The following is a 23,470-nucleotide window of genomic DNA, read 5'->3' as shown; positions in this document are numbered from 1 at the left end:
CTTGTCCGGGCCTTTTTCTTTGGTTGGATGAAAAATCCCCTGCCTGCACACTTGAAATAGCGAAACGATCCCGCTAAACGCATGCCCAGATGCAGTTGTAGCTCAGTTGGTTAGAGCGTCGGATTGTGGCTCCGAAGGTCGGTGGTTCGAGTCCACCCAACTGTACCATCGCAAAGCCTTGATGCCGCGATGGTACCGATATCCATTTTGCACTCTAAAAACCCCGTTCGCCGAGGCACTGCCGGATTAGTCGCGCAGAGAGTGTCTTCTCGCCTCTTGAGCCTATAAATTGCGGCGACATCGGGGGTGGCGCAAGAAATACGACATCGCCCCCCTGCCCTCTCGCGCCTGCCAATGCCTTGGCGCCGCCTTGGCGGCCAGTCAGCTTTCCCCAGGCGCTCCTGCCGGCGGGTCGGCGAAAAACCCAAGCTTGATATCCCTGGATCGTCCAATAGCCGACCGCCGCAGACTCGAATCGATTCCAGCCGCATCCATGCAAACAAAAACGCCCCCGGTGCTGCCGGAGGCGTCGAACGGGCATCAACCCGTCCTAACTCGAATTCAGGCGCGTCCTGGGACGCGGGGGCAGGGCTTAGGAAGCCTGCAGGCGGTCAGCCGCCAGCTTGCCGGAACGGCGGTCCTCGGTCAGCTCATAGGTGACCTTCTGGCCTTCCTGCAGATCACGCAGGCCGGCGCGCTCCACCGCGCTGATGTGAACGAAGACGTCCTTCGAGCCATCATCCGGCTGAATGAAGCCATAACCCTTCTGGGAGTTGAACCACTTGACAGTACCTGTGCTCATGACGAACCTTTCCTATGGGCACGATCGAACTTCCTGCAACCGACCGGCGGCACGAAGCTCCATGGGTCGAAATTGGTAGGAAGGTCATCAGCAAGCGTGGTCAGGAGACCACACAGCCAAAACGTCCGGCCGAGATCGATGGGCTTTTATGCTGGCATCGGCGCAGAAATGCAAGCGTGGCCGCGCCCGTCATATTTGACATTGATTTTAGGTCGATTTGAGCGGTTTCAGGGTCAAATCGGGTCGAGATAGGGATCCAGCTGCGACGGAGCGAGTGCAGGCAGATCCGCAAGGCGCGCCGGATTGTCCTCGCGCGAGTGCCGCAAATGGCTTTCGAGGGCAGACGCCGCCGCCTCCACCCGTCCCCCGGCAAGATGCTCGAGTACGGCTTTGTGCATGCCGATCATGTGAGGAATGTCGGTGCGCTCGCCATAGCTGCCGAAGGACAGATGCACGGAAATCAGCGGCAATTGGCAGCGGTAAAGCGTGGCGCGCAACTCCTCATTGGCACAGCGCAGCACGACATCCTGGTGCAGATCGGTTTCGAGCCGGTGCAGCAGGGAAGCATCCGCCCGCGCCTCGGCCGTGTGTGCCTGCGACACCCGCTCGAGCCTCTCCTCGATGATCGAGGGTTCGAGCCGCCCGACGGCCTGGCGCAGAGCCGCAGGCTCCAACAGGATGCGCATTTCGTAAAGCTCGTCGATTCGAGCCGGCGTCAGCGGGCCGGCATACCAGCGCGCATTGACTTCCTGGCGCACCAGGCCGACGCGCTCGAGCCTCAGCAGCAGCTCATGGGCGATAGTCCGGCTGACGCCGAAATACTCGGCCAGGGCCGGGGTACGAATCTGGAAGCGCCCGAACAGCAGGCACGACGCCACCTGGCGCTCCAAAGCGGGATAGATCAGGCTGCGCCAATTGCGCTGTCTGAGTTCGCGCCCAAGCCCCTCCGGCAGGGCGATATGGCTGGCAAGGTCGCCCGGCCTTGCCGGCACCGTTCGGCTGAGCCCCACGACTACCCCTCGCAGCGCCGGCCGGCGATGGACCAGACGTTCGGCCTCCAGACGGGCCAGGGCGACCACGGCCGGCATGCGGCCAACCCCGAAAAGATCGGTGACCGCCTTTTCCCGAATGACGAAGCCGGCCGGCAACGCTCCCGAGCGGATATGGGAGGCCAGCGTTTCGGCGACGATCTCGTTCAATCGCCGTCTTGTCGCCGGGATGCCCATGCCGCCCCTCCCCTCGCCCGCAGGCAGCGTTGCCTGATCTTACCCGCGGCGCGGCTCAGAATACTCTTCCTGGCCTCACGATCTCAACGATAACCCGCTTCCGACAGGGCCCGAATTCGGCGGGCATTGGCACGATCTACGATCGCCGCTCCAGCGTCGAGACTCGCCGGCATCAAGCCATACCGCAGATTGAGCACGAGCTGAATCACCGGGTAGAAGCCCTGGGCATAGGGTTGCTGGTCGATGGTGAAGGCAAGGTGTCCTGTTTCGACAAGGCGCAATATGCCAGGCGACAGATCGAAGCCGGCGGCATAGAGCATGCGGCCCGCCTGCTCCGCCGCCAACCCGGCTCCCTCTGTATCGGCCTGCCCCGTGGCGAGTATCGCCGAAATGCCGGGCTTTTCGGCCAGGATCGCCAGGATGCGTCGGGCGGCCTCCTTGACTTGATGGCCTGTCACCGTCTCGATCCACACGATGTCATGTCCCTCCAGGGCAGCCTTGATGCCGTCGCGGCGCTCCTCCAGCGCGGAGATGCCGGCATCGTGAAGGGTGAGCAGCACGCGGCTGCCGGGCGCGATGGACGCTGCCGCGCGCCGGCCGAGGGCCCGGCCGGCCGCGCCGAAATCCTGCGCGATACCGCTGAGCGTACCGGCACTGCCCTTGCCCTGATCGATGTTGAAAGCCACCACCGGAACGCCCCTGGCATGGGCTTCGGCCACCAATGGCGCGAAGGCGGTGGCGTCAAACGCAACCAATGCCAGCCCGTCGACGCCATCGGCCATGCCCTGGCGTGCGAGCGCGGCCATCTCTGCGGCGTCCACCCCCTTCGTTCCCGTGAACACCGCTTCGACATCCATCAGCGCAGCGGCATCCGCCATGCCCTTGCGGACCGGACGGAAGAAATCCTCGTCGCAGGTCACGGCGACGAATTGAAGCTTCAGCCGCCTTGCCATGACAGTTCTCCCCCGATCAGCGAGCCGTGATCCGCCTCGCCGAGCCCTCCGCCTGCAAGGCCGCAAGGGCCTGTTCGTCCCAGTCGATCCCCAGGCCCGGCTCCTGCGATGGCAGGGCATAGCCGCCCTCGATGCGCATGGTCCGGCCCGTCACGCCGTCGAGCTGGGGAATATATTCCACCCAGCGCGCATTCGGCACGGCGCAGCACAGGCCGACATGCAACTCCATCAGGAAATGCGGGCAGACGGCGACATTGAAGCTCTCCGCCACATGCGCCACCTTGAGCCAGGGCGTGATGCCGCCGATGCGGGCCACATCGACCTGCACGACCGAACAGGCGCGCCGCTGCAGATAGTCGCGGAAATGCGACGGGCTGTAGATGCTCTCTCCCACCGCGATCGGGATCGAGGTGGAAGCCGCCAGGCGCACATGGCCGTCGACATCGTCGGCCGGCAGAGGCTCCTCGAACCAGCCGATATCCGCCTCGCGATAATGATGGGCGCGCCGGATCGCCTCATCCACCGCGAAAGCCTGGTTGGCATCGGTGAAGATCTCGAAACCGTCGCCGACGGCTTCGCGCACGGCGATAAGGCGGCCCACGTCTTCGCGCACCGGCCGGCCGACCTTGATCTTGCAGCCGCCGAAACCATCCGCCTGGGCCTTGAGGGCATCGGCGACGATGGCCGCCTGGTCGAGCTGCAGCCAGCCGCCCTCGGTGGTGTAGAGGCGGACCTTGTCCTGGGCGCCCCCGGCCATGACATGGAGGGGCAGACCGGCCTTGCGGCAGCGCAGGTCCCACAACGCCGTATCGACTGCGGCGAGCGCGAGCGAAGTGATGGCCCCCACGGAGGTGGCATGGCTGAGGAAGAGCAGATCGCGCCAGATCTGCTCCACCATGGCGGCCTCGCGTCCGATCAGGGCCGGCGCGAAGGTGCGCGCCAGGAGCTCCAGGACCGAATGCCCGCCTGTGCCGATCGTATAGCTATAGCCGATGCCGATCGCCCCATCGCTGTCGAAGACGCGAACGATCGGCGTCTCCTGTGCCACGAAGGACTGGATGGCATCGACCCGCTTCACCTTGGGTTCGAGCACCACCATCGACAATTCGACGCGTTCGATCCTGGCCATACGGGCTTCCTCCATTTCGCCGAGGCATTCGCATATTCCACCACCCGGCCATACGAATACCGCCGGGAAGGAGACTATATTTCGGCTCTCTTCCCGAGCCATCAGAGCGGCCCGCTCCAGCAAAGTCAAGCATAGTGCATGGAATATGCATTATAGACGCATCGCTGAAGCGGTACCGTGGGAATCGGCGGATTTGTTGGCGCGCGAGCCTAGCAACCGGTTTCGTCCCAACAGCCGGCGGCGTATAGTCCTGATCGCTATCCGATCATCCGATAAGAGAGGGGACTGACGTCATGCATGCTACCCCGATTACCGGTGCGCAGATCCGGGCCGGCCGTGCCCTGCTGCGCTGGACCGCCCAGAAGCTGGCGGATGCCTCCAGCCTCGGCGTGGCGACGATCCGGCGAGCCGATGCCTTTGACGATGTGCCGCAGATCACCAGCGCAAACGCCGCCGCCATCCGCCGGGCGCTGGAGACCGGCGGGGTGGAGTTCATTTCGGAGCATGGCCGCGGCGTCGGCGTCCGGCTGGCACGCCATCGCCTGCTGCGAGGCGCGCAGTTCGACCATGTCAGCGACGGGAATGAAGGGTGAGGAAGTTCGATCTGGCCCCCGGCAGAGTTCACCCGACCGAGCCGCCGGCACGAGCCGGCGAGATCTGTTTGGGAGCGAGCCTTCGCAGAACGTCCCAAAAAGGCTTTCGAACGGGCCTTGCCGGGGCGCTCTGCCTTGCGGCAGCGGCGGGTTTCATCGGCACGCCGGCCAAGGCTTACGACTATATGGCGCTCGGGGTCGGCACGATGCCGTGCAAATACTGGCTCTCCACCACGCGCCTCGAAGGCGAGGGCAATAGCTGGATTCTCGGCTGGTGGACCGGCCTCAACAGCCGCAACGACAATCATTGGGTCGGCAGCCGTACCGACGGCAATGGCATCATCCTGGCGGTGAAAGGCGTCTGTCAGCACCAGCCCGACATGCTGCTGATGAACGCCATAGACAGCGTGTTCAAAAAGATGGCCAGCCCGAACAAATAGGCGCACCCCGGCGAAAACCAAAAATTTACCACGCATGCCGGCGCGTGTGCGCAGTCACGCCCGATCAATTGGTATGCGTTGACACCTTTCGCCCGTCTCCATATACCCGATGATGTAACTTTCCCTTACGTTACATTGGCTGGGCGGCTATTAATATTCCCTAATGGAGACCGATACTATGTTAAGAATTGTAAAGATTGCTGCTGCTCTCGGATTTATTGCTGCAGCATCGGGAGCCGCGCAGGCCATGCCTGCCTCCGCGCCGATGACGAAGGGTTCGCTGGTCGTCAACGAAATTGCCTTCCGCTGCGGTCCGGGCATGGAGCGCAACCGCTTCGGGCGCTGCGAGTTCCGCCGCGCCGACCGCTTCCAGCGGCCCGGCCCAGCCTATCGCCGCCCGATCTGCCCGCGCGGCACGCATCCGACCCCGTCCGGCCGGCGCTGCGTTCCCAATCGCTTCTGACGAAGGCGTCGCTGCCGATATTGAAGGGGCATGGTCTCATTCGGTTCGCTTAAGGTCGTGCAAGCTCGAAGACCCCTCAAGCGAACCGCCTTGGACCAAGCCCTCTTTTTCATGAGCATTTTCCGGAAGAGCGGGCAGGCACGTCGGCCAGGAAAACGCGTTAACATACAGAATTGGAGTAAAGTGCGATTCTGCTGAACCGCACTTTACTCAAGGTCATTCGGCGCCGGTATGCCACGGGCCGTGATGCGCGCCGGGCTGGTCGACGCGCTCGAAGCCATGGGCCCCGAAAATGTCGCGCTGGGCCTGGACCAGATCCACGGTGGCCCGGCTGGCGCGCAATTGCTGCAGATAATTGAGGGCCGAGGTCAGCGCCGGGACCGGATGGCCGTTGGCGACGGCAAGGCCGAGGATCTTGCGGGCGGCCGGCAGGCTCGCCTTGAGCTCGCCGGCGAAATCCGGATCGAGGATCAGCGATTCGGGTGCCGGCGTCGCCGAATAGGCGCGCGACATGCTGTCGAGCATGCGCGAGCGGATGATGCAGCCGGCACGCCAGATCTTGGCGATCTCGGCGAGCGGCAGGTTCCAGCCGAACTGCTTGGAACCGGCGGCCAACACGTCGAAGCCCTGGGCATAGGCCAGGATCTTGCCGGTGAGCAGGGTCTTCTCGATCTCGGCGATGATCTCGGGCGTCGCCGTGCCGATCGCAGCCCGCTCGGCATCGCCGAGGGCGCCGTTCACGGCCTGGCGCAGGCTGCGCATGCCGGACAGGCCGCGCGCCTCGACGGCCGCCGCAATGGCGCTCGCCGGCACGCCGAGATCCAGCGCCTCGATAGCCGACCAGCGGCCCGTGCCCTTTTGGCCGGCGCTGTCGAGAATGATGTCGACCAGCGGCTTGCCGGTAGCTGGATCGGTCGTGCGCAGGGCCTGCACGGTGATCTCGGTGAGGTAGGAGGCGAGCGGCCCCTTGGTCCAGCCCTCGAACACGTCGGCAATGGCAGATGGCGTCATGCCGAGCCCGGCCCGCATCAGGCCATAGGCTTCGGCGATCATCTGCATGTCGGCATATTCGATGCCGTTATGCAGCGTCTTGACGAAGTGGCCGGCACCGGCCGGACCCATATAGGCGCAGCAGGATTCGCCCTGATAACGCGCGGCGATCGCCGTCAGCACGGGCTGGACGCGCTCCCAGGCAACCTTGCTGCCACCAACCATGATCGATGGGCCGTGGCGGGCGCCCTCTTCACCGCCGGAGACGCCGACGCCGAGAAACTCGAAGCCCTCGGCCGACAGGGCCTGGTCATGGGCGACGCTGTCGCGGTAATTGGCATTGCCGGCATCGATGATGATGTCGCCCTTGGCCAGATGCGGCTTGAGCTGGGCGATGGTCTCGTCGACGGCGGCGCCCGCCTTCACCATCAGCAGCAGCGCCCGCGGCGGCTTGAGGGCGGCGACCAGTTCCTCGATGGAATGGCAGGGGATCATGTTGCCGGCGAGATCGCCCGCTTCGGCCAAGGCCTCGTCGGTGCGGGCCGAGGAACGGTTGTAGACGGCGACCTTGAATCCCTTCTCGGCAATGTTCATGGCGAGGTTGCGCCCCATGACCGCCATGCCGATGACTGCGATATCTGCCTGTGCCACTTTCGGCTTCTCCCTGTTTGCCCGGCAAGCCCCGGGCGCATCGATCCTTTCCCTGCGCTATGCCGCCTTTGTCCCTGGATGTACAGGCCTCCCGATCCATGGGAGCGCCCAATGTTTGGGCAATCGAACCGTAAACTGTTTCCAGCAAACCGGCAGGCCGTGCCACTTGTTCGCGCTTCACCTCGAATGAATTGACAAAATGCGGCATTTGCCGCCAGTTCCGACGCCTTGCTAGCGGAACTCGGGGCCCACCGCGTGGATCTGACCGCCATCGCCAAAACCGTCGCGCAGGCGCTCGCCGCCCTCGCCATCGTCATCTTGCTGGCCAGCCTCTCGCTGGGGCTGGCCGACGGCCTGCGCCGGCCCGAAGCCATCAAGGATGCCGTCCGGCAGGCCTTCGCCGACCACTCCTTCGGCGACCACGAAACCTTTGAGCGCATCGGCCGGCACCGGCTCAGCCATTTCAGCGAATGCGTCGGCCTGTCGACGGCGATCGCGCCGATCGCGGCCAACCCGATTACCTTCACGCTGCAGTCCCCGGCCCTGCTGTGGCAGCCGCCGAAATCAATCTGCGACAGCCTGCGCGACCAACTCGCCGGTACCGAGCAGCCGCATTATGCCTATTCGCGCTACTGGCACGGCTATCGCCTCGTTACCGAGCCCTTCCTGTCGTTCTTCTCCTATCACAGCCTGCAGCTCTGGGGCGGCGGCTTTCTCATCCTGTGTGCCTTTCTGGTGCTGGCGCCGTTCCTGCCCCCCGTCCTCCGCGGCACGGCGAACCGGGCGCGGATCGCCACGCTCCTCGCCACGACGGCCCTGGGCCTGGCGATGACGGATCTGCCGCTATCGGGCCTCACGCCGACCCACATGGTCTCGCTTTCCGTCCTGCTGTTGTGCTGGGCGGTGGCGCTGCGCAAGCGGGGGCCGATGGAACTGCTTGGCTTCGCGCCGTGGGCTTTCGCCATGGGAGCGATCTACAATTTCTTCGATTTTCTCTACAATCCCGACCTGCTGGCCTATGTGATCGGCTGGTCCTTTCTGCTGCGTGCCGTGCTGGCGGAGCAGCGCCCGCTCGGCGCCAGCCTGGTGCAAGCGATCCTTCTGCAGGGCACCGTCATCGCCGGCTATTTCGCCATGTGGGCGGCGAAATGGGGCCTGGTGGTCGCCGCCGGCCGGATTTTCGGAGAACAGACCTCGGTGCCGAGCCAGGATTTCGCCCGCTGGTTCGCAGGCGGCGGCGGGGTCTATCGGCCCCTGCAAAGCCTCTACGAACTGATCCTGGAAAGCGCCAGCATGCCTCTGGGCTGGTGGCCGATCGCAGCCTGCCTGCTGGCCTGGCTTGCACTGCTTTCGCTGGCGCTGCGGCGTAGCCGGGCAGCGGGCGCGCTCGCCGTCCTGGCGCTGACACTCCTGCCGCTGCTGGTGCTGGAGGTGAAGGCCAACCACACCATCCAGCACGCCTCCTTCACCTTCCGCCTGATTCCCTTCGCCCTGGTGCTGAGTCTTGCGGGGATGGCAGCGATGCTGGGGCGCGCCGGCCCCGTCACCACAGTTGCGCCGGAGCACGCGGGACGGGTTCCGTCCTGAAGCCGAAAAGGTAGCGGGTCCTGACCTCCAGAGCCTGCGCCAGCTGCTCCATCGCATCGAGGGCGCGCCGCAGCTCCGTGTCGGTAAAATAGGTGAGCAGATGCGCGGCGAGATCCGGCTCGCCGGCCTCGATCAGTGCCGCGGCGCTGCGCGTGATTCTCGCCTGCTCCACCGCCAACCTCGCCTCGATCGCCTGCCACAGCGCCAGCGCTTCGGCGAGGAAGGCCTCATGGTTCTGGAAGAGCAGGTTGAGCAGCCGCTTGCCGGCGAAGCTCGCCGACCGGGTCGATTCGATGCCCTGCGGCACCGCCGACAACGTCTGCGGGCGCCCGTTCTCGGCATGGCGGCTATCGAGGAAGCGCGAGGCCTCCCCATCGCTGAGATAACGGTGCTGGCGATATTCCTCCGGCACGGCCGCGCTGCCCAGGAACACCGGCACGAAGGGCGCCGCCACCGCGCCGACCGGGGTATGCCAGATCAGGCGCAAGGCATCGGGAACCGCGCCCAGCAATGGCACCACCTGGCCATAGCCGGCGGTGTCGCCCGTCAGCCGCTCCGTGCGCACCGCCCAGAAGACGTCCGCAAGGCCGATCTTCTCCGGCCGGGCCGCGCGCGCCGCCATTTCCGCCTCGATCCACTGCACGCCGGCCCAGCGGCCCTTGCCGTCGCCATAGACGGCATTGGCATCGAAAGGCGTGCCGGGCCGATGCCAGCCTTGTTCCTGCGCGAAAGAGACGAAATGAGGGGGATAGAGGAAGTCCGTCCGTGCGGGATCCTCGACCGGCACCATCCCGACATAGCCCGGCCGGGAGGCGCGAATGGCATCGGGTCCGAGCCGCTCCGCCACCCACAGGCCCTGGCCGCCCGAGAACTCGATCACCACCCAGGCCTCCCTGGCGTCGGCGATCAGGTGCGAATTGCCGCCATAGTCGGCATAGCCATGGCGGGCGATCAGGTCGGCGATGATCTCGACCCCCTGGCGGGCGCTACGCGCCCGCTCCAGCACGAGGCAGGCAAGATCGCTATAATTGGGGCCGGTCTGGTCCGCCGGCGTCATCGCCACCAGTTCGGCACGCGAGGACGACCAGATGTCGCGCACCGCGACGCCATGCTCGTTGAGGCCGCCATTGGTGAGCGGCGCCGGCACGCCCTTATAATAGCTGTAGCTGACACGCAGATGCCGCGCTGTTTCGGGCACCTGCGGAATCTCGCTCATCCGCCCGGGCAGATCGGCCTGCGGCGTCACGCCGACCGGGATGCGCGCGTCGGCCTCATGCCGGCAGCGCGGCCGGAGCTCGAGCCAGTGGCTCGAGGGTTCGTCGCCATAGCCGGCGAGATAGGCGACGCCGTCCGCCGTATGGTTCCGGCCGATATAAAGTCCGTAGCTCACCGCTCGTCTCCGCTCTGACGTTCAGGCCCATTACGGGCGCCGACAAGGTAGGCCGCCGCGGCGTCGCCCGTGGCGCGGCATCGTGCCGCGCGGATTGTGCGCTCGGTCACGGCGGAATAACGAGACATGCGTTAACCTTTGTGCAACCTAATCATCCCTAGCGTAAGGCTACTGGGCGACGGGGCGCTGCAGGTGAACTGGAGTTCAACCAGGGAATGACAGATATTTCGCAAAACGCTCAGATTTCCAGCGACTGGTTCAGTTATTTTTTTAATTCGACCATGCTCAGCATGATCGTCCTCGATCTTATTGTAGCTCTCGTAATTTTAATTGCTCACCGCTGGTTCGTCTTGAATGAGCGGAAACTTAACGCAGCGTCAACCACGCCGACAACTTCAACGACGCCGGAAAAAATCGAGGCGCATCTGCCTGGCATCGCCATACGTCCTGCGGCGCTTGCCTGAGCGGAAAATTCGGGCTCGCCCCCCTTCGGGGACAGCCCTCCGCCTCGCCGCCATCGCATCCGGTATCACAGACTTTCCTTGATATGGCCTCAACATGGCCCCGGACGAGGCTTACTCCCTTCAGCCTAGTCCTTTCGTGGCAGGCCAACCCCTAATTGCTGACTTGGCCGCGCGACGCCTCGTTCTATCATGGCGATGTCCTTTCCCTTTCAGCAATCGACGGCGATGACCAGCGAACAAGCCAATCTCCTTCGCGCCTGCTATCTTTCCGGCCAGATGAGCGAAGCTCAATGGCAGGAGCATATCCGCAATGGCGACGTGACCGAGGAAGCTCCTTCTCTCGCAGCCGGGGCCAAGTCCTTGCCGGATGTGCTGGCAGAGCTGGAAGCGATCTATGATCTGCGTCCGCCGGCCAAGAAATTGGTTCGCCCGGAGATTTGAGGGTATATCGGCGTTCATCAAGCCAGGGACGATGCTTTTGCGGGCCGGACATCCGGCCCGTTTCATTTTGTCCAGCGGTTTCGCCCCCCACGACGGTTCCTCGCGAATCCGCTTGCCTCGAGGGCTCCCGGAGGCAGCACCGTCCTGCCGATTTCGCAGAGCCATCGAGGACTACCGGCGCAACGGCACGGCGCAAAACACCGGGACGACCAAATATTTCGGGGATCGAGATGGTGCTGCAAGAGAGGATTGAACTCTCGACCTCTCCCTTACCAAGGGAGTGCTCTACCACTGAGCTACTGCAGCTTCTGCCTAGGGACTTGCCCGGCGCGGCGCTCTAGTGCCACAAGGGAGGCTCCGGCGCAAGCCGGTTGCTGCATAAAGTCGTCATTTGATGAAAACACCCGTGAAAACCGAAGCCGAAAAGCGGGCCGAGCGCCTTGCCAAGGCCCTGCGTGCCAATCTCGGCCGGCGCAAGAGCCAGACGCGCGGGCGTGACGCACTGTCGAGCGAAGGCCGGGAAACCGCCGATGCCGATGCGAAAATGCCACAGGATGACAGCGAATAGCCGCCGCCGCGATTCTGCCCCGGCTTCGCCCTTGTCCGGCCTTTGCGCTTCGTTTACTCAAACCGGTTAACCTTATCCCTTACGTTGCTCGACTGCTTGCCTCCCGGCCGCCGACGCCCCAGTCGCAGGCGAGGCCGAAGCCATTCCGAAGGATCGACCATGGATCGAATCAAGATCACCGGCGGCGCGCCGCTCCACGGCGTCATTCCAATTTCCGGCGCCAAGAACGCTGCCCTGCCGCTGATGATCGCGAGCCTGCTCTCCGAAGACGTGCTCACCCTCACCAATGTGCCGCGCCTGGCCGACGTCGCCCTGCTGGCCCGCATCCTCGGCAATCACGGCCTCGACGTCACCATTGCCGGCAAGCGCCCGGGCGAACTGGAGCTGACCGGCCAGACGGTGCGCCTCGACGCCCGGTCCATCGTCGACACCACCGCGCCTTATGAACTGGTCTCGCGCATGCGCGCCAGCTTCTGGGTGCTCGGCCCGCTACTCGCCCGCATGGGCCATGCCCGCGTCTCCCTGCCCGGCGGCTGCGCCATCGGCACGCGTCCGGTCGACTTCCTCTTGATGGCGATGGAGCGGCTCGGCGCAAAGATCGAAATCGAAAACGGCTATGCCGTCGCCGAGGCGAAGAACGGCCTGAAAGGCGCCGAGATCGATTTCCCCAAGGTCACCGTGGGCGGGACCCATGTCGCGCTGATGGCGGCGACGCTCGCCGAAGGCACCACCGTCATCCATAATGCGGCACGCGAGCCCGAGATCGTCGATGTCGCCGACTGCCTGATCAAGATGGGCGCCAAGATCAAGGGCGCCGGCACCTCGACCATCGAGATATCGGGCGTCTCCCGCCTGCAGGGCGCGCATCACCGCGTGATCTCCGACCGCATCGAGGCCGGCACCTATGCCATGTGCGTAGCGATGGCCGGCGGCGACGTCATGCTCGAAGGCGCTCAGCCCGAGCTGTTCGAGAACGCGCTTGATGTGCTGCGCGAGGCCGGTGCCGAGATCGCCGCCACCAATGAGGGCATCCGCGTGCGCCGCAACGGCCATGGCATCGATCCGGTGGCCGTGACGACCGAGCCCTTCCCCGGTTTTCCGACCGACCTGCAGGCCCAGCTGATGGGCCTGATGACCAAGGCCAAGGGCAAGTCGCGCATCACCGAGACGATCTTCGAGAACCGCTTCATGCATGTGCAGGAGCTGGCCCGCCTCGGTGCTCATATCCATCTTGACGGCCAGACGGCGATCGTCGAGGGCGTCTCCACCCTCAAGGGCGCCCCGGTGATGGCGACGGATCTGCGCGCCTCGGTGTCGCTGGTGATCGCCGGCCTGGCGGCCCAGGGCGATACCGTCGTCAACCGCGTCTACCATCTCGATCGCGGCTTCGAGAGCCTGGAGCGCAAGCTCGCGGCCTGCGGCGCCCAGATCGAGCGGATCTCGGGCGAGGGCTGAGGCCGTCCGCCTGGCGGCGGCGCCGCTTTTGCGGTCTTTCAATCGGGGCGCAACCACGCCGGTTCGCGCCCCTTTGACATTACGGACGGGCGGGCATGCTGAAGATCTGGGGACGCCGCAACTCCTTCAACGTCCAGAAGGTGATGTGGCTAGTGGGCGAACTCGGCATCGTCCATGAGCATATTCCCGCAGGCGGCGATTTCGGCAGCCTGGATCGACCCGAATTCCTGGCGCTGAACCCGCATGGCCGGGTGCCAATCATCGACGACGCCGGCACTATCGTATGGGAATCGCACACGATCCTGCGCTACCTCGCAGCTCGCTTCGGAACTGCAGGTTTCTGGCCTGACGATGCGGGCGAGCGCTCCCTATTCGAGCGCTGGATGGACTGGTCGCAGACAGCCTTGCAACCGGCCTTCCTCACGGACGTGTTCTGGGGCTTCTATCGCACACCGGAAACCCAAAGGGACTGGCCCCGCATCCGTCGGGGCATCGAAGACTGCAGCGCTTATTTCCGGCTGCTCGACCGCTGGCTGGAGGGCAGGCGCCATATGCTGGGTGATGATCTCAGCCTGGCCGACATTGCCGTCGGGACCACGCTCTATCGCTATTTCAATCTTGATATCTCCCGCCCTGAAATTCCGTATGTGCGGGCTTGGTATGAGCGCCTCGAGGCACGGGCGCCCTATCGCGACCATGTCATGATTCCGTTCGACGACCTGCGTGGCCGGCTCGCCTTTTGAGAGGTGGGTCTCCTCCCATTCCGCAAGTTATAAAGGGCCGACATCCCTCATCGGTCATCCCTGGCCGAGCCGCTCGCGAGTACAGCGAGAGGGTGGGGTACCGTCACAAGCCTTGCTTGTGACTGGGGCCGTGGGGCGCGACTTGTAGCCCCGAATCCGCTTCTCGGGTCTGCGACACGGCCGGGATGACAGGGCCGTCGCACGAGAGATCGATCCTTTTGCCAGGCGATATCAAAGCGCCTTGCCGAGGCGTTCCTTCAGATAGGCGTCGAATTCCATGGCGAAGCGCTCCGCCACGTCGAGGCGGACCCGGTTCGCCGAGCGGATCATCTGGAAACCGGCATCGATGAAAACGCCGAAGGGGCGAAAGGCGATGTCCCGGCCCGCGAATTCGCTCGCCGAAGCCGGATCGACCAGGGCGATGCCCGCACCTTCGGCCACCAGGGTAAGGGCCGTGTAGGAGAGCCTCGTTTCAAGCGCGGCAAGGCGTGGTACGCCGGCAAGCGCCAGTTCCACCCGCATCGAAAACAGGGTGCCGGGATCCAGGTTGATGACGCGTTCGCCGGCTAGATCACCAGGTTCGATAACGGTTTTGCGGGCCAGAGGATGGCTCTGCGGAAGCGCGGCGAGTGCGGCGGCAGGATAGGCCTCGATGATGAAACCGCTCCTGTCGAGCGGCTCATCCGCATAGCCGAGATCGGCCCGGCCGACAGCCACCGCCTCGATCACCATGGCGGAGGGCAGCGTATCCAGGGACAGGTTCAGACCCGGCTTGTCGCGCAGGAAACGAGCCAGGAAGCGCGGCAGCAGGCCGTTGCCCAGGGCCGGCATGGCCGCAATCCGCAAGGTTCCGGCCGAATGCCGCCCGATCTCCCTGGCGCGCGAGACGATCCTGTCCAGGCCGACAAAAGCCCGCTCCACCTCCTCCATCAGCTCGGTCGCGGCACGGGTCGGCCTGATCTGATTGCCTTTGCGCTCGAACAGATCCAGGCCGGTCGCTCGCTCCAGATCGGCGATCAGGCGGCTGATGGCCGGCTGCGTCACCGCCATCAGGTCGGCCGCCAGTGTCATTTGGCCGGTGCGCATCACGGCCCTGAAGGCCTCCACCTGTCTCAGATTGATGGGAGACTTCATAACATCTGCTTATCCTTGAAGGCCGATTTCGAATTTGCGCGAATGCATGGGCAATGCAAGTCTGGAGCAGCCGAGCGAGAGGAAAAAGCGCATGGGCGCGCAGTCCCTTCTGACGTCGCTGTATCGCTACAAGGCCTGGGCCGACGGGCTGTTGCTCGAGGCGATGGTCGATCTCGCCCAGGCCGGGCCGGCCTCCAATTTCGACACGGCGCTGCGCCTTCTCAATCATGCTCACATCGTCGATCGCATCTTCATGGCGCATCTTCAGGGGTACAGCCATGCCTATGACGACAACGAACCGGACGAACTGCCGCCCCTGACAGGCCTGTCCGCGGACATTCGGCAGACGGACAGAGCCTATATCGATTACGTCGCCGGCCTGTCGGCGGATGACTTGCAGGCACCCATCCGCTTCCGGTTCACGGACGGGCAGCCGGGCCGGATGTCGCGTGAGGAAATGCTGGCCCATGTCATCACGCATGGCGGCTATCACCGCGGCGAGATCGGCCGTCTCCTGCCTGAGGTCGCACCAGCCGCCTCGGTCGACGTCTTCGCCGGCTACCTGCATCGCTCGGAGCCGGAACGCCGGGCATGGCGGGGCGACATCGACTGCTGACAAGCCGCGGTCAGCAGGCAAAGCCTATACTCCGTCAGACAACCGTTTTGGGAGTTCGACGGATGTCCAGCACCGACTATCAGGACGATCCCTGGGGCCGGCATTGGTGCCATGCCCCACGCCGCAATGGCTTCATCATCGAGACCGGCGGGGCGGCAGCGCCAGGCATCGTTCGTCGGCTGTTGCAACGTCTCAGGGCATGGCGGACGGCGGTTGGATGACATCCCCCCGTCAACCGATCATGTCCGGACAAGCCCGGCGTGCGGCATTGGGTCGGTGCCGCCGGGGATCGCCGGCCTGGCGGCCCAGGGCGGTGCCGTCGTCAACGGCGTCTATCGCCTCGGTCGCGGCTTCGAAAGCTTGGAGCGCAAGCTGCACCCAGATCGAGCGAGGCCTGAGACTGCGTCCCTGGGACCGTCGGCATCCTGCTGGCCTCCAGGAAACGGCACCATTCATGCCGTAGGTGCGGACCGATAAGGGCGGTTCGCCCAGCGGTCGAGAGCCGGCAGGATGCCGGCGGTCCCGGGAAACGTCCGGGCCTGCGCTCACTTCCCGTCGAGGAAGGCCAGCAGAGCCGCGTTGAACAGGGCCGGGTCCTGCAGGAAGGCGAAGTGGCTGGCATTGGGCAGGATCAGAAGGCCGGCGCCGGGAATGGTGGCAGCGATATATTCGGTATGCTCGCGCTTGATCGCCTCGTCATGATCGCCATCGACCACCAGCACCGGTGACTTGATCGCCTTGAGCTGCACGTCGGTCCAGCTCGGCTGGGTCGCCCACATCTGGCTGATCTGCCCGACGAAGGCCTCATACCCCTTCGGGGTCGGCGACAGCTTGGCGTATTCCTTGCCGGCCCGTTCGATATAGGCGGCGAAGGTGGGATTCTTGTCGACCCCCTCCTTGACGCCGGAAGTCACGGTGTTGGCCGCGAAGGCGAAGATCTTGCCGACACGGTCGGGATGGCGGATGGCCAGATCGATGCCGAGAATGGCGCCGTCGCTCCAGCCGACGATATCGGCTTGTCGGATCTTGAGCTTGTCGAGCAGGGCGACGACGTCATCGGCCATCAGGTCATAGCCAAAGGGCTTGCCGTCCCGGCTCGAGCGGCCATGGCCGCGGCTGTCGACGAGGATCACCCTGTGGCGGCGTGCCAGGACCTTGGCCTGCAGGCCCCAATAGTCCGAATTGCCGAGCCCGCCATGCAGCAGCACGACCGGCGCTCCCTTGCCGAGGGTGGCGTAATAGAGCTTGATGCCGTTGATGTCGGCAAAACCGCCCTTGGCCACCGGGGGCGGCGTCGGCGGCAGCGTCTCCCAGCGCTCGGCCGCCCGGACCGCCCCGAGCGGGGCGAGAAACAGGAGGCAGGCGGAAAAGGCGGCAAGAATGATGCGCATTGGAGGATCCGTCGACTCGAAATCCGATCGAGCCGACGATCCGTCATTTGGGCACCGACGTCAAAGCGCATTAAAATAGTGTTCTATCGGGAAGCATACCGGTCGGAGCCTGCGCCTCCTCCGCCCGTATTCTGGTCGACCCAGCGATACCAGGCCTCGGCACTGCCGTTGAAGACGTTGAGATCGATCTTCTCGCTGACGCCGTGCGAAAGACCCGATCCGGAATATTGCCAGAAGATCCATTTCCGGCCCTCGAACACCTTGGAGGGGTGCTGGGCGACGGAGCGCAGCCAGAAGGGATAATCGAGGAAGGCGCCTTCGAGATTGTCGTGGTAGAAGCCCGGCGCCGTGTAGATGATCGGCCGCTGGCCGTAATGCTGCTCCACCATGGTGAGGAAGACGCGCATCTTCTCACGGATCTCGGTCGGCGATGGCCGCCGCTTGCAGGCGGAGTCCGCATTCCATTCGACGTCGAGCACCGGCGGCAGCGCCCCGTCGACACGCGGTACGTTGCGGATGAACCAGCGTGCCTGCTCGGCGCCGCTGCGGCACCAGTAGAAGAAATGGTAGGCTCCGCGCTTGAGGCCTGCCTCATGCGAAGCCCGCCAATTGCGCTTGAAGAGGGGATCGAGATGGTCTCCGCCATCGGTCGCCTTGATGAAGGCGAAGTTGGCGCCTTGCTGGCGAAGCGTCTGCCAGTCGATGTCGCCCTGCCAGCGCGAGACGTCGACACCGTGGACCGCGAAGGCGCGGGGCGAGGCCTTCCCGAAATTGATCGGCTTGGCATCCCGGAAGCGGCGGCCATAGATGCGCTCGCGCAGGCTCTGCCTGATCACCGGCGCGGTCATGGTCGCTGCCGCTGGCTCGACGGGAAGCGCAACAGGCCGCAGCGGCGGCCTGGAAATCGGCGGTTGCGCCATGGCCACCGTGTCCGGCGGCACGCTTTCGGGAAGGGGCTGCTGGATCGGTTCCGGCTCCGGCGGCGCCGGAATGGAGGAAGCGACCGAGCCCGTGGTCTCCGGCGGCCGGATGGGCCGGTCAGGATCGCCGCTGATGGCACTGCAGCTCGCGAGGGCGAGACAGGCGACGAGAATGGCTGGCAGGCCCAGTACGCGCATGGATACTCACGTCAACAAACGCCGGAACGATCGGCCCCAGTCCCCCCGGAAGCCGTAACCAAACGTTTGTGCGTAAATCGCCAACAAAGATTGAATCAAAAGGCGGAGCCGTTGATTTCGGGCCACAAGGCGCGCCATTCCCGGAATATGGTAAGTTTTCGGCTAGCAATCATGGTTACCGCCGCTGCTCGTTTCGGCTGGCCGCCCCATCCCGGTCAATGCCGTCGTCGCAAGCACCGCCAGCCACCCGCGACGCCTCACGCGTTCGTAACGATGAAAAGCCTGGTGCCGAATGCCAATGCATTTCATTCGGGGAAAAAACGCTCCGATTTGTCATTGCCGGGCGTGCCCCGGCCATGACCAAGGTCGTGCAACCTCGACGTTCAAGTGAACTGCAATTGCCTGCGTGAAGCCGATTTATTCCGCCGCGGCCCGCAGCCGGAAGGGCAGGTCGAGCTTGCGCCACACCGCCACCAGCGCCCTCGTCAGTTCGGCGATCAAGGCCTCGTCATGGAAAGGCGTCGGCGTGATGCGCAGGCGCTCGGTGCCGCGCGGCACGGTGGGATAGTTGATCGGCTGGATATAGATGCCGTGCTCGGCGAGCAGCAGGTCGCTGGCCGCCTTGCAGCGTTCAGCATCGCCCACGGTCACTGGCACGATATGGGTCTCGGAGATCGTCACCGGCAGGCCGGCATCGGCCAGCGCCGCCTTGGTGCGGGCGGCATTGGCCTGCTGGGCCGCGCGTTCGCTCTGCGAGACCTTGAGATGACGCACGGAAGCCTGCGCCGCCGCCGCCACCGCCGGCGGCAGCGCCGAGGTGAAGATGAAGCCCGGCGCGTGCGAGCGCACGGCATCGATGATGGGGGCATTGGCGGCGATGTAGCCGCCGAGCGTGCCGAAAGCCTTGGCGAGCGTGCCCTCGATCACGTCCACGCGTCCCATCTCGCCGTCACGTTCGGCGATACCGCCGCCGCGGGCGCCGTACATGCCGACGGCATGGACCTCGTCGAGATAGGTCATGGCGTTGTAGCGCTCGGCCAGATCGCAGATCCGGCCAATCGGTGCGATGTCGCCGTCCATGGAATAGACGCTCTCGAAGGCGATCAGCTTGGGCCGTTCCTTGCCGGCCTTGCGCAGGAGGTCTTCGAGATGGTCGAGATCGTTGTGGCGGAAGATCGCCTTCTCGCAGCCCGATTGCCGCACGCCCTCGATCATCGAATTGTGGTTGAGCTGGTCGGACAGGATCAGGCCATCCGGCAGCAGCCTGCCGATGGTGGAGATGCCGGTCTGGTTGGAAACATAGCCGGAGGTAAAGACCAGGGCCGCCGGCTTGCCGTGAAGATCGGCCAGCTCATGCTCCAGCATCACCACCTGATGGCTGTTGCCCGAGATGTTGCGCGTACCGCCGGCGCCGACGCCGAGTTGCTGGGCCGCTTCCACCATCGCCGCGATCGAGGCGGGATGCTGCCCCATGCCGAGATAATCGTTCGAGCACCACACCACGATCTCGCGCGGGCCATCGGGCGCATGCCAGAGGGCATGGGGAAAACGCCCCGCGATCCGTTCGATGTCGGCGAAGACCCGATAGCGCTTCTCGCGCCGGAGAGCGTCGACGGCCGTTTCGAAAATCGCAGTATAGTTCATCATCTCAACCCAAACTCGCCTTCAGCCGACCTTGGCCGGCGATGGCCTGTATCCGGCGTTGCCGGCCCCGAGAGGCCGTCGCCCGCTTCGAACTCTTCCAATCTGGCTCAGTCATAACCCGGATTTCGGGCCGATGCACCATGATGGGCAGTAAAGACGGCGATTGGTCGCGGGTCCCTGCGCTTTGGCACGCAGCGCAACCTGCCGCGCGAAAATAAGCCATAGCCGTGGGGACGGCTTGCTCCGATTGCTGGAAAGTGCTTCCAGCAGGATCGCCAACGGGTCGGGATCAGAAATATTTTCGGCGCCCGATGGACGATTCACCTCCATCCTTATTAATGAAAGGAAACAAGATTTCCTGATGCTCGGCGGCTACCCCGTGTTCCTCCCCGATATCGAGACTCCCGAAGCCCGTCGCAGGGATGGTGCAATCGCCAGCCGGATTCCACTTGAGCGTGCCGCAGGCGTGATCGAATGGAATCTGCAAGACATCGGACATTTGCCGGCCCTTCGGGCGAGGCTGCCGCGGCCGGTGTGGCCATGAGGAACGAGGCTTCTTTGCGCCCTATCCTGATGTCGGGGCTGGGGGTCACCTTCCTGGCCTTTCTCGACACCGGCATGAAGGTGATTTCGACCACCTATCCCCTCATGCAGGCCATCACCATGCGCTACGGCGCCGGCGCCGTGACGGCTATGGTGATCTATCTCCTCTTCGCCAAGGGCTGGCCGAGCCCCGCCGCCTTCCGGCGCAACGCTGTGCGCGCCGTGGTGGTGCTGGCGACGGCGGCCTGCTTTTTCACCGCGATTTCGCGGCTGCCGCTGGTCGAGGCGATCACCCTCACCTTCCTCGCCCCGCTTTTGATGGCGGTGCTGGGGCGCATCATCCTGAAGGAGGCGATCGCCGTGCGCGCGCTGGTCGCCATCCTGGTCGGCTTTGCCGGCGTGCTGGTGATCGCACGCGGCCAGGAGGCGGGCGGGGCCCACGCCTTCGACGTGATCGGCCTGATGGCGGCGCTCGGCTGCGCCTTCTTCTATGCCCTGTCGATGGTGCTGATGCGCCAGCAGTCGAGCCAGGATTCGACGCTGACCATCGTGCTGCTCTCCAACTGCTTCGCCTTCCTGTTCGTGCTGCCGGCCGGCGCGTGGCAATGGCAGCCGGTCAAGCTGGAGCATTGGCTGATCACGGCCACGGTTGGCCTGTTCGGCACTTTCGGTCATCTGTGCCTCGCCTGGGCCTATGCGCGCGGCCATGCCGCTCGGCTCGGCATCATGGAATATACCGCCTTCGTCTGGGCGATGATCTTCGGCTATTACCTCTTCGCCGAAGTGCCGACGAACTGGACGCTCGCGGGCGCTGCGCTGATCATGGCAGCCTGCCTTTTCGCCACCTTCAGCGTACCGCGGGCCCGCGCGGCCTGAGGTCGTGCCCGGTTTGCCCCTGCCCCCCATTCACCAAATTCATTTTGGTCGGAATTGTTTGCGGGGGCGCTCCTTGACAGTGCGCAGGGCCCTGACTAAATGCGGGTCAGTCGTTAGCACTCACCGTCGGTGAGTGCTAACGACCTATCATAAAAATCCCTTCGATGTGGACCAGGGGCCAGCCCCCTCGCACAAGAGGAAGACAACCATGAAGTTCCGTCCGCTCCACGACCGCGTGGTCGTCCAGCGCGTCGATGCCGAAGAAAAGACCAAGGGCGGCATCATCATCCCCGACACCGCCAAGGAAAAGCCCCAGGAGGGCAAGGTCATCGCCGTCGGCCCGGGTGGCCGCGACGAATCCGGCAAGCTCACCCCCCTCGATGTCAAGGCTGGTGATCGCGTCCTGTTCGGCAAGTGGTCGGGCACCGAGATCAAGCTCGATGGTGAGGATTACCTCATCATGAAGGAATCCGACATCATGGGTATCGTTGCCTAATCGGCAGCTACCGCTTTCCCCATTCATTCTGAGGACACCCACATGGCTGCCAAGGAAGTCAAATTCTCCACCGACGCGCGTGACAAGATGCTGCGCGGCGTCGACATTCTCGCCAATGCCGTCAAGGTCACGCTGGGCCCGAAGGGCCGCAATGTCGTGATCGAGAAGTCGTTCGGCGCGCCCCGCATCACCAAGGACGGCGTCACCGTCGCCAAGGAGATCGAGCTCTCGGACAAGTTCGAGAACATGGGTGCCCAGATGGTCCGCGAGGTTGCCTCCAAGACCAACGACACCGCCGGTGACGGCACCACCACCGCCACGGTTCTCGCCCAGGCCATCGTCCGCGAAGGCGCCAAGGCGGTTGCCGCCGGCATGAACCCGATGGACCTCAAGCGCGGCATCGATCTGGCTGTCCAGGCTGCCGTCAAGGACATCGCCGACCGTTCCAAGAAGGTCGCGAATTCCTCCGAGATCGCCCAGGTCGGCACCATCTCGGCCAATGGCGACGCCTTCATCGGCGGCGAAATCGCCAAGGCCATGCAGAAGGTCGGCAATGAAGGCGTGATCACGGTCGAAGAGGCCAAGAGCCTCGACACCGAAGTCGACATCGTCGAAGGCATGCAGTTCGATCGCGGCTACCTGTCGCCCTACTTCATCACCAATGCCGAGAAGATGATCGCGGACCTCGAGGATCCCTACATCCTCATCCACGAGAAGAAGCTCTCGGGCCTGCAGGCCATGCTGCCGGTGCTCGAAGCCGTCGTGCAGACCGGCAAGCCCCTGCTCATCGTCGCTGAAGACGTCGAAGGCGAAGCTCTTGCGACGCTCGTCGTCAACAAGCTGCGTGGTGGCCTGAAGATCGCTGCCGTCAAGGCTCCGGGCTTCGGCGACCGCCGCAAGGCCATGCTGGAAGACATCGCCATCCTCACGGGCGGCCAGGTGATCTCCGACGACCTCGGCATCAAGCTCGAGACCGTGACCCTCCAGATGCTCGGCCGCGCCAAGAAGGTGTCGATCGAGAAGGAGAAGACCACGATCGTCGACGGCGCCGGCAAGAAGAAGGACATCGAAGGCCGCGTCGCTCAGATCAAGGCCCAGATCGAAGAGACCACCTCCGACTACGACCGCGAGAAGCTCCAGGAGCGCCTGGCCAAGCTCGCCGGCGGTGTTGCCGTCATCCGCGTCGGTGGCTCCACCGAAGTGGAAGTCAAGGAGAAGAAGGATCGCGTTGACGACGCTCTGAACGCCACCCGCGCGGCCGTTCAGGAAGGCATCGTCCCCGGCGGCGGCACGGCTCTGCTCCGCGCCAAGGCTGCGGTCGCCAAGCTCTCCTCCGACAACTCGGACATCCGCGCCGGCATCAAGATCGTCGAGAAGGCTCTCGAAGCCCCGATCCGGCAGATCTGCGAGAACTCGGGCGTCGAAGGCTCGATCGTCGTCGGCAAGATCCTCGAGAACAAGTCGAAGACCTTCGGTTTCGACGCGCAGAACGAGGAATATGTCGACCTGCTCGAGAAGGGCATCGTCGACCCGGCCAAGGTCGTGCGCACCGCGTTGCAGGACGCCGCTTCGGTGGCTTCGCTCCTGATCACCACGGAAGCGATGATCGGCGAAGCGCCGAAGGACAAGGCCGCTGCTGCTCCGGCAATGCCGGGCGGCGGCATGGGCGGCATGGACTTCTAAGAAGTCCAGCCAACCGGCTGATGACGAGAGGGCGGTGCCGCAAGGCGCCGCCCTTTTTCTTTGCCGAAAGCGGG

25 protein-coding genes and 2 tRNA genes are annotated in these 23,470 nt (G+C 64.5%); 15 read left to right on the top strand and 12 right to left on the bottom strand.

Annotated elements, in window-relative coordinates:
* Positions 1–91: 91 nt before the first annotated feature.
* Positions 92–168: transfer RNA gene (locus tag C5L14_RS07335), tRNA-His, on the top strand.
* A 424-nt stretch (positions 169–592) separates the two neighbouring features.
* Here the strand turns inward: C5L14_RS07335 and C5L14_RS07330 are convergent.
* The 4 genes from C5L14_RS07330 to C5L14_RS07315 all read right to left on the bottom strand — a co-directional run bounded on the left by C5L14_RS07330 (position 593) and on the right by C5L14_RS07315 (position 4,110).
* A complete protein-coding gene (locus C5L14_RS07330; RefSeq protein ID WP_105861403.1) occupies positions 593–802 on the bottom strand; it encodes a cold-shock protein in 210 nt (69 codons plus the stop codon).
* A gap of 233 nt (positions 803–1,035) precedes the next feature.
* Complete coding sequence (locus C5L14_RS07325; protein ID WP_181161069.1) at positions 1,036–2,001, bottom strand: GntR family transcriptional regulator; 966 nt, start codon at positions 1,999–2,001, stop codon at positions 1,036–1,038.
* A 110-nt stretch (positions 2,002–2,111) separates the two neighbouring features.
* Complete coding sequence (locus tag C5L14_RS07320) at positions 2,112–2,981, bottom strand: substrate-binding domain-containing protein (protein ID WP_181161068.1); 870 nt, start codon at positions 2,979–2,981, stop codon at positions 2,112–2,114.
* Positions 2,982–2,997: 16 nt separating this feature from the next.
* On the bottom strand, positions 2,998–4,110 hold the full coding sequence (locus C5L14_RS07315; protein ID WP_105861400.1) for a mandelate racemase/muconate lactonizing enzyme family protein: 1,113 nt from the start codon (positions 4,108–4,110) through the stop codon (positions 2,998–3,000).
* Between the two features lie 293 nt (positions 4,111–4,403).
* Here C5L14_RS07315 and C5L14_RS07310 point away from each other — a divergent pair, with 293 nt between their 5' ends.
* The 3 genes from C5L14_RS07310 to C5L14_RS07300 all read left to right on the top strand — a co-directional run bounded on the left by C5L14_RS07310 (position 4,404) and on the right by C5L14_RS07300 (position 5,606).
* The gene (locus C5L14_RS07310) at positions 4,404–4,703 is read left to right on the top strand and encodes a transcriptional regulator (protein WP_105861399.1); all 300 of its coding nucleotides are present in this window, start codon (positions 4,404–4,406) and stop codon (positions 4,701–4,703) included.
* Positions 4,700–5,143 (top strand): hypothetical protein, encoded by a 444-nt coding sequence (locus tag C5L14_RS07305; RefSeq protein WP_105861398.1) that lies wholly within the window; start codon positions 4,700–4,702, stop codon positions 5,141–5,143. The genes C5L14_RS07310 and C5L14_RS07305 overlap by 4 nt, the downstream gene beginning before the upstream one ends.
* A 247-nt stretch (positions 5,144–5,390) precedes the next feature.
* Positions 5,391–5,606 (top strand): hypothetical protein, encoded by a 216-nt coding sequence (locus tag C5L14_RS07300; RefSeq protein WP_105861397.1) that lies wholly within the window; start codon positions 5,391–5,393, stop codon positions 5,604–5,606.
* A 216-nt stretch (positions 5,607–5,822) separates the two neighbouring features.
* Here the strand turns inward: C5L14_RS07300 and gndA are convergent, their stop codons facing one another.
* A complete protein-coding gene (gndA, locus tag C5L14_RS07295) occupies positions 5,823–7,247 on the bottom strand; it encodes an NADP-dependent phosphogluconate dehydrogenase (RefSeq protein WP_105861396.1) in 1,425 nt (474 codons plus the stop codon).
* A 255-nt stretch (positions 7,248–7,502) separates the two neighbouring features.
* Between gndA and C5L14_RS07290 the strand changes: the two genes are divergently transcribed.
* On the top strand, positions 7,503–8,834 hold the full coding sequence (locus C5L14_RS07290; RefSeq protein ID WP_105861395.1) for a hypothetical protein: 1,332 nt from the start codon (positions 7,503–7,505) through the stop codon (positions 8,832–8,834).
* Here the strand turns inward: C5L14_RS07290 and C5L14_RS07285 are convergent.
* On the bottom strand, positions 8,791–10,224 hold the full coding sequence (locus tag C5L14_RS07285; RefSeq protein WP_105861394.1) for a C69 family dipeptidase: 1,434 nt from the start codon (positions 10,222–10,224) through the stop codon (positions 8,791–8,793). The two genes, C5L14_RS07290 and C5L14_RS07285, sit on opposite strands and share 44 nt — an antisense overlap.
* A 215-nt stretch (positions 10,225–10,439) precedes the next feature.
* Here C5L14_RS07285 and C5L14_RS07280 point away from each other — a divergent pair, with 215 nt between their 5' ends.
* Together C5L14_RS07280 and C5L14_RS07275 are read left to right on the top strand one after the other, a co-directional pair.
* Positions 10,440–10,688: a hypothetical protein gene (locus tag C5L14_RS07280; RefSeq protein ID WP_105861393.1), complete on the top strand. Its 249-nt coding sequence runs from the start codon at positions 10,440–10,442 to the stop codon at positions 10,686–10,688.
* Between the two features lie 225 nt (positions 10,689–10,913).
* Entirely contained in the window at positions 10,914–11,129 is a 216-nt protein-coding gene (locus C5L14_RS07275; RefSeq protein WP_105861392.1) for a hypothetical protein, read from the top strand.
* Positions 11,130–11,360: 231 nt separating this feature from the next.
* Here C5L14_RS07275 and C5L14_RS07270 read toward each other — a convergent pair.
* A tRNA-Thr gene (locus tag C5L14_RS07270) sits at positions 11,361–11,435 on the bottom strand.
* A 100-nt stretch (positions 11,436–11,535) separates the two neighbouring features.
* Between C5L14_RS07270 and C5L14_RS30290 the strand changes: the two genes are divergently transcribed.
* The 3 genes from C5L14_RS30290 (at position 11,536) to C5L14_RS07260 (ending at position 13,895) form a co-directional block, all read left to right on the top strand.
* Positions 11,536–11,697: a hypothetical protein gene (locus C5L14_RS30290; protein WP_181161114.1), complete on the top strand. Its 162-nt coding sequence runs from the start codon at positions 11,536–11,538 to the stop codon at positions 11,695–11,697.
* A 159-nt stretch (positions 11,698–11,856) separates the two neighbouring features.
* Positions 11,857–13,152, top strand: coding sequence for a UDP-N-acetylglucosamine 1-carboxyvinyltransferase (gene murA / locus C5L14_RS07265; RefSeq protein ID WP_105861391.1), 1,296 nt, complete (start codon positions 11,857–11,859; stop codon positions 13,150–13,152).
* 95 nt (positions 13,153–13,247) lie between these two features.
* Positions 13,248–13,895 (top strand): glutathione S-transferase family protein, encoded by a 648-nt coding sequence (locus C5L14_RS07260; RefSeq protein ID WP_105861390.1) that lies wholly within the window; start codon positions 13,248–13,250, stop codon positions 13,893–13,895.
* A gap of 231 nt (positions 13,896–14,126) precedes the next feature.
* Here C5L14_RS07260 and C5L14_RS07255 read toward each other — a convergent pair whose 3' ends face one another.
* A complete protein-coding gene (locus C5L14_RS07255; protein ID WP_281062565.1) occupies positions 14,127–15,029 on the bottom strand; it encodes a LysR substrate-binding domain-containing protein in 903 nt (300 codons plus the stop codon).
* A 91-nt stretch (positions 15,030–15,120) separates the two neighbouring features.
* Between C5L14_RS07255 and C5L14_RS07250 the strand changes: the two genes are divergently transcribed.
* Both C5L14_RS07250 and C5L14_RS30285 read left to right on the top strand, forming a co-directional pair.
* Positions 15,121–15,645 carry a DinB family protein gene (locus tag C5L14_RS07250; RefSeq protein WP_105861389.1) on the top strand — a complete coding sequence of 175 codons (525 nt, stop codon included), beginning with the start codon at positions 15,121–15,123 and terminating at the stop codon, positions 15,643–15,645.
* Positions 15,646–15,707: 62 nt separating this feature from the next.
* Entirely contained in the window at positions 15,708–15,866 is a 159-nt protein-coding gene (locus tag C5L14_RS30285) for a hypothetical protein (RefSeq protein ID WP_181161067.1), read from the top strand.
* Positions 15,867–16,190: 324 nt separating this feature from the next.
* Here the strand turns inward: C5L14_RS30285 and C5L14_RS07240 are convergent, their stop codons facing one another.
* The 4 genes from C5L14_RS07240 to C5L14_RS30280 all read right to left on the bottom strand — a co-directional run bounded on the left by C5L14_RS07240 (position 16,191) and on the right by C5L14_RS30280 (position 20,297).
* Entirely contained in the window at positions 16,191–17,036 is an 846-nt protein-coding gene (locus tag C5L14_RS07240) for an alpha/beta fold hydrolase (RefSeq protein WP_105861387.1), read from the bottom strand.
* 83 nt (positions 17,037–17,119) lie between these two features.
* Positions 17,120–18,154 carry a glycoside hydrolase family 25 protein gene (locus tag C5L14_RS07235; protein ID WP_105861386.1) on the bottom strand — a complete coding sequence of 345 codons (1,035 nt, stop codon included), beginning with the start codon at positions 18,152–18,154 and terminating at the stop codon, positions 17,120–17,122.
* 417 nt (positions 18,155–18,571) lie between these two features.
* Positions 18,572–19,798, bottom strand: a complete 1,227-nt coding sequence (gene hemA, locus C5L14_RS07230; protein WP_105861937.1) for a 5-aminolevulinate synthase — start codon at positions 19,796–19,798, stop codon at positions 18,572–18,574.
* Positions 19,799–20,087: 289 nt separating this feature from the next.
* The gene (locus C5L14_RS30280) at positions 20,088–20,297 is read right to left on the bottom strand and encodes a hypothetical protein (RefSeq protein ID WP_181161066.1); all 210 of its coding nucleotides are present in this window, start codon (positions 20,295–20,297) and stop codon (positions 20,088–20,090) included.
* 59 nt (positions 20,298–20,356) lie between these two features.
* Between C5L14_RS30280 and C5L14_RS07225 the strand changes: the two genes are divergently transcribed.
* The 3 genes from C5L14_RS07225 (at position 20,357) to groL (ending at position 23,396) form a co-directional block, all read left to right on the top strand.
* Complete coding sequence (locus tag C5L14_RS07225; protein WP_181161065.1) at positions 20,357–21,217, top strand: DMT family transporter; 861 nt, start codon at positions 20,357–20,359, stop codon at positions 21,215–21,217.
* A 208-nt stretch (positions 21,218–21,425) separates the two neighbouring features.
* Positions 21,426–21,713, top strand: a complete 288-nt coding sequence (gene groES, locus C5L14_RS07220; protein WP_105861384.1) for a co-chaperone GroES — start codon at positions 21,426–21,428, stop codon at positions 21,711–21,713.
* A 42-nt stretch (positions 21,714–21,755) separates the two neighbouring features.
* Positions 21,756–23,396 carry a chaperonin GroEL gene (gene groL / locus C5L14_RS07215; protein WP_105861383.1) on the top strand — a complete coding sequence of 547 codons (1,641 nt, stop codon included), beginning with the start codon at positions 21,756–21,758 and terminating at the stop codon, positions 23,394–23,396.
* Positions 23,397–23,470 lie beyond the last annotated feature (74 nt).

Origin of the sequence: Labrys okinawensis (assembly GCF_002982075.1) — a bacterium.
GTDB lineage: Bacteria > Pseudomonadota > Alphaproteobacteria > Rhizobiales > Labraceae > Labrys > Labrys okinawensis_A.
This window is presented reverse-complemented; position numbering and strand designations above follow the sequence as displayed.

Excerpts from the sequence above, each read along its gene's own strand:
- murA (WP_105861391.1), top strand. The coding sequence starts at position 11,857 with ATGGATCGAATCAAGATCACCGGCGGCGCGCCGCTCCACGGCGTCATT.
- C5L14_RS07330 (WP_105861403.1), bottom strand. The coding sequence starts at position 802 with ATGAGCACAGGTACTGTCAAGTGGTTCAACTCCCAGAAGGGTTATGGC.
- groL (WP_105861383.1), top strand. The coding sequence starts at position 21,756 with ATGGCTGCCAAGGAAGTCAAATTCTCCACCGACGCGCGTGACAAGATG.
- C5L14_RS07250 (WP_105861389.1), top strand. The coding sequence starts at position 15,121 with ATGGGCGCGCAGTCCCTTCTGACGTCGCTGTATCGCTACAAGGCCTGG.
- C5L14_RS30280 (WP_181161066.1), bottom strand. The coding sequence starts at position 20,297 with ATGTCCGATGTCTTGCAGATTCCATTCGATCACGCCTGCGGCACGCTC.
- C5L14_RS07320 (WP_181161068.1), bottom strand. The coding sequence starts at position 2,981 with ATGGCAAGGCGGCTGAAGCTTCAATTCGTCGCCGTGACCTGCGACGAG.
- hemA (WP_105861937.1), bottom strand. The coding sequence starts at position 19,798 with ATGAACTATACTGCGATTTTCGAAACGGCCGTCGACGCTCTCCGGCGC.
- C5L14_RS07255 (WP_281062565.1), bottom strand. The coding sequence starts at position 15,029 with ATGAAGTCTCCCATCAATCTGAGACAGGTGGAGGCCTTCAGGGCCGTG.
- C5L14_RS07310 (WP_105861399.1), top strand. The coding sequence starts at position 4,404 with ATGCATGCTACCCCGATTACCGGTGCGCAGATCCGGGCCGGCCGTGCC.
- C5L14_RS07240 (WP_105861387.1), bottom strand. The coding sequence starts at position 17,036 with ATGCGCATCATTCTTGCCGCCTTTTCCGCCTGCCTCCTGTTTCTCGCC.
- C5L14_RS07275 (WP_105861392.1), top strand. The coding sequence starts at position 10,914 with ATGACCAGCGAACAAGCCAATCTCCTTCGCGCCTGCTATCTTTCCGGC.
- C5L14_RS07300 (WP_105861397.1), top strand. The coding sequence starts at position 5,391 with ATGCCTGCCTCCGCGCCGATGACGAAGGGTTCGCTGGTCGTCAACGAA.
- C5L14_RS07315 (WP_105861400.1), bottom strand. The coding sequence starts at position 4,110 with ATGGCCAGGATCGAACGCGTCGAATTGTCGATGGTGGTGCTCGAACCC.
- groES (WP_105861384.1), top strand. The coding sequence starts at position 21,426 with ATGAAGTTCCGTCCGCTCCACGACCGCGTGGTCGTCCAGCGCGTCGAT.
- C5L14_RS30285 (WP_181161067.1), top strand. The coding sequence starts at position 15,708 with ATGTCCAGCACCGACTATCAGGACGATCCCTGGGGCCGGCATTGGTGC.
- C5L14_RS07280 (WP_105861393.1), top strand. The coding sequence starts at position 10,440 with ATGACAGATATTTCGCAAAACGCTCAGATTTCCAGCGACTGGTTCAGT.
- C5L14_RS07235 (WP_105861386.1), bottom strand. The coding sequence starts at position 18,154 with ATGCGCGTACTGGGCCTGCCAGCCATTCTCGTCGCCTGTCTCGCCCTC.
- C5L14_RS07260 (WP_105861390.1), top strand. The coding sequence starts at position 13,248 with ATGCTGAAGATCTGGGGACGCCGCAACTCCTTCAACGTCCAGAAGGTG.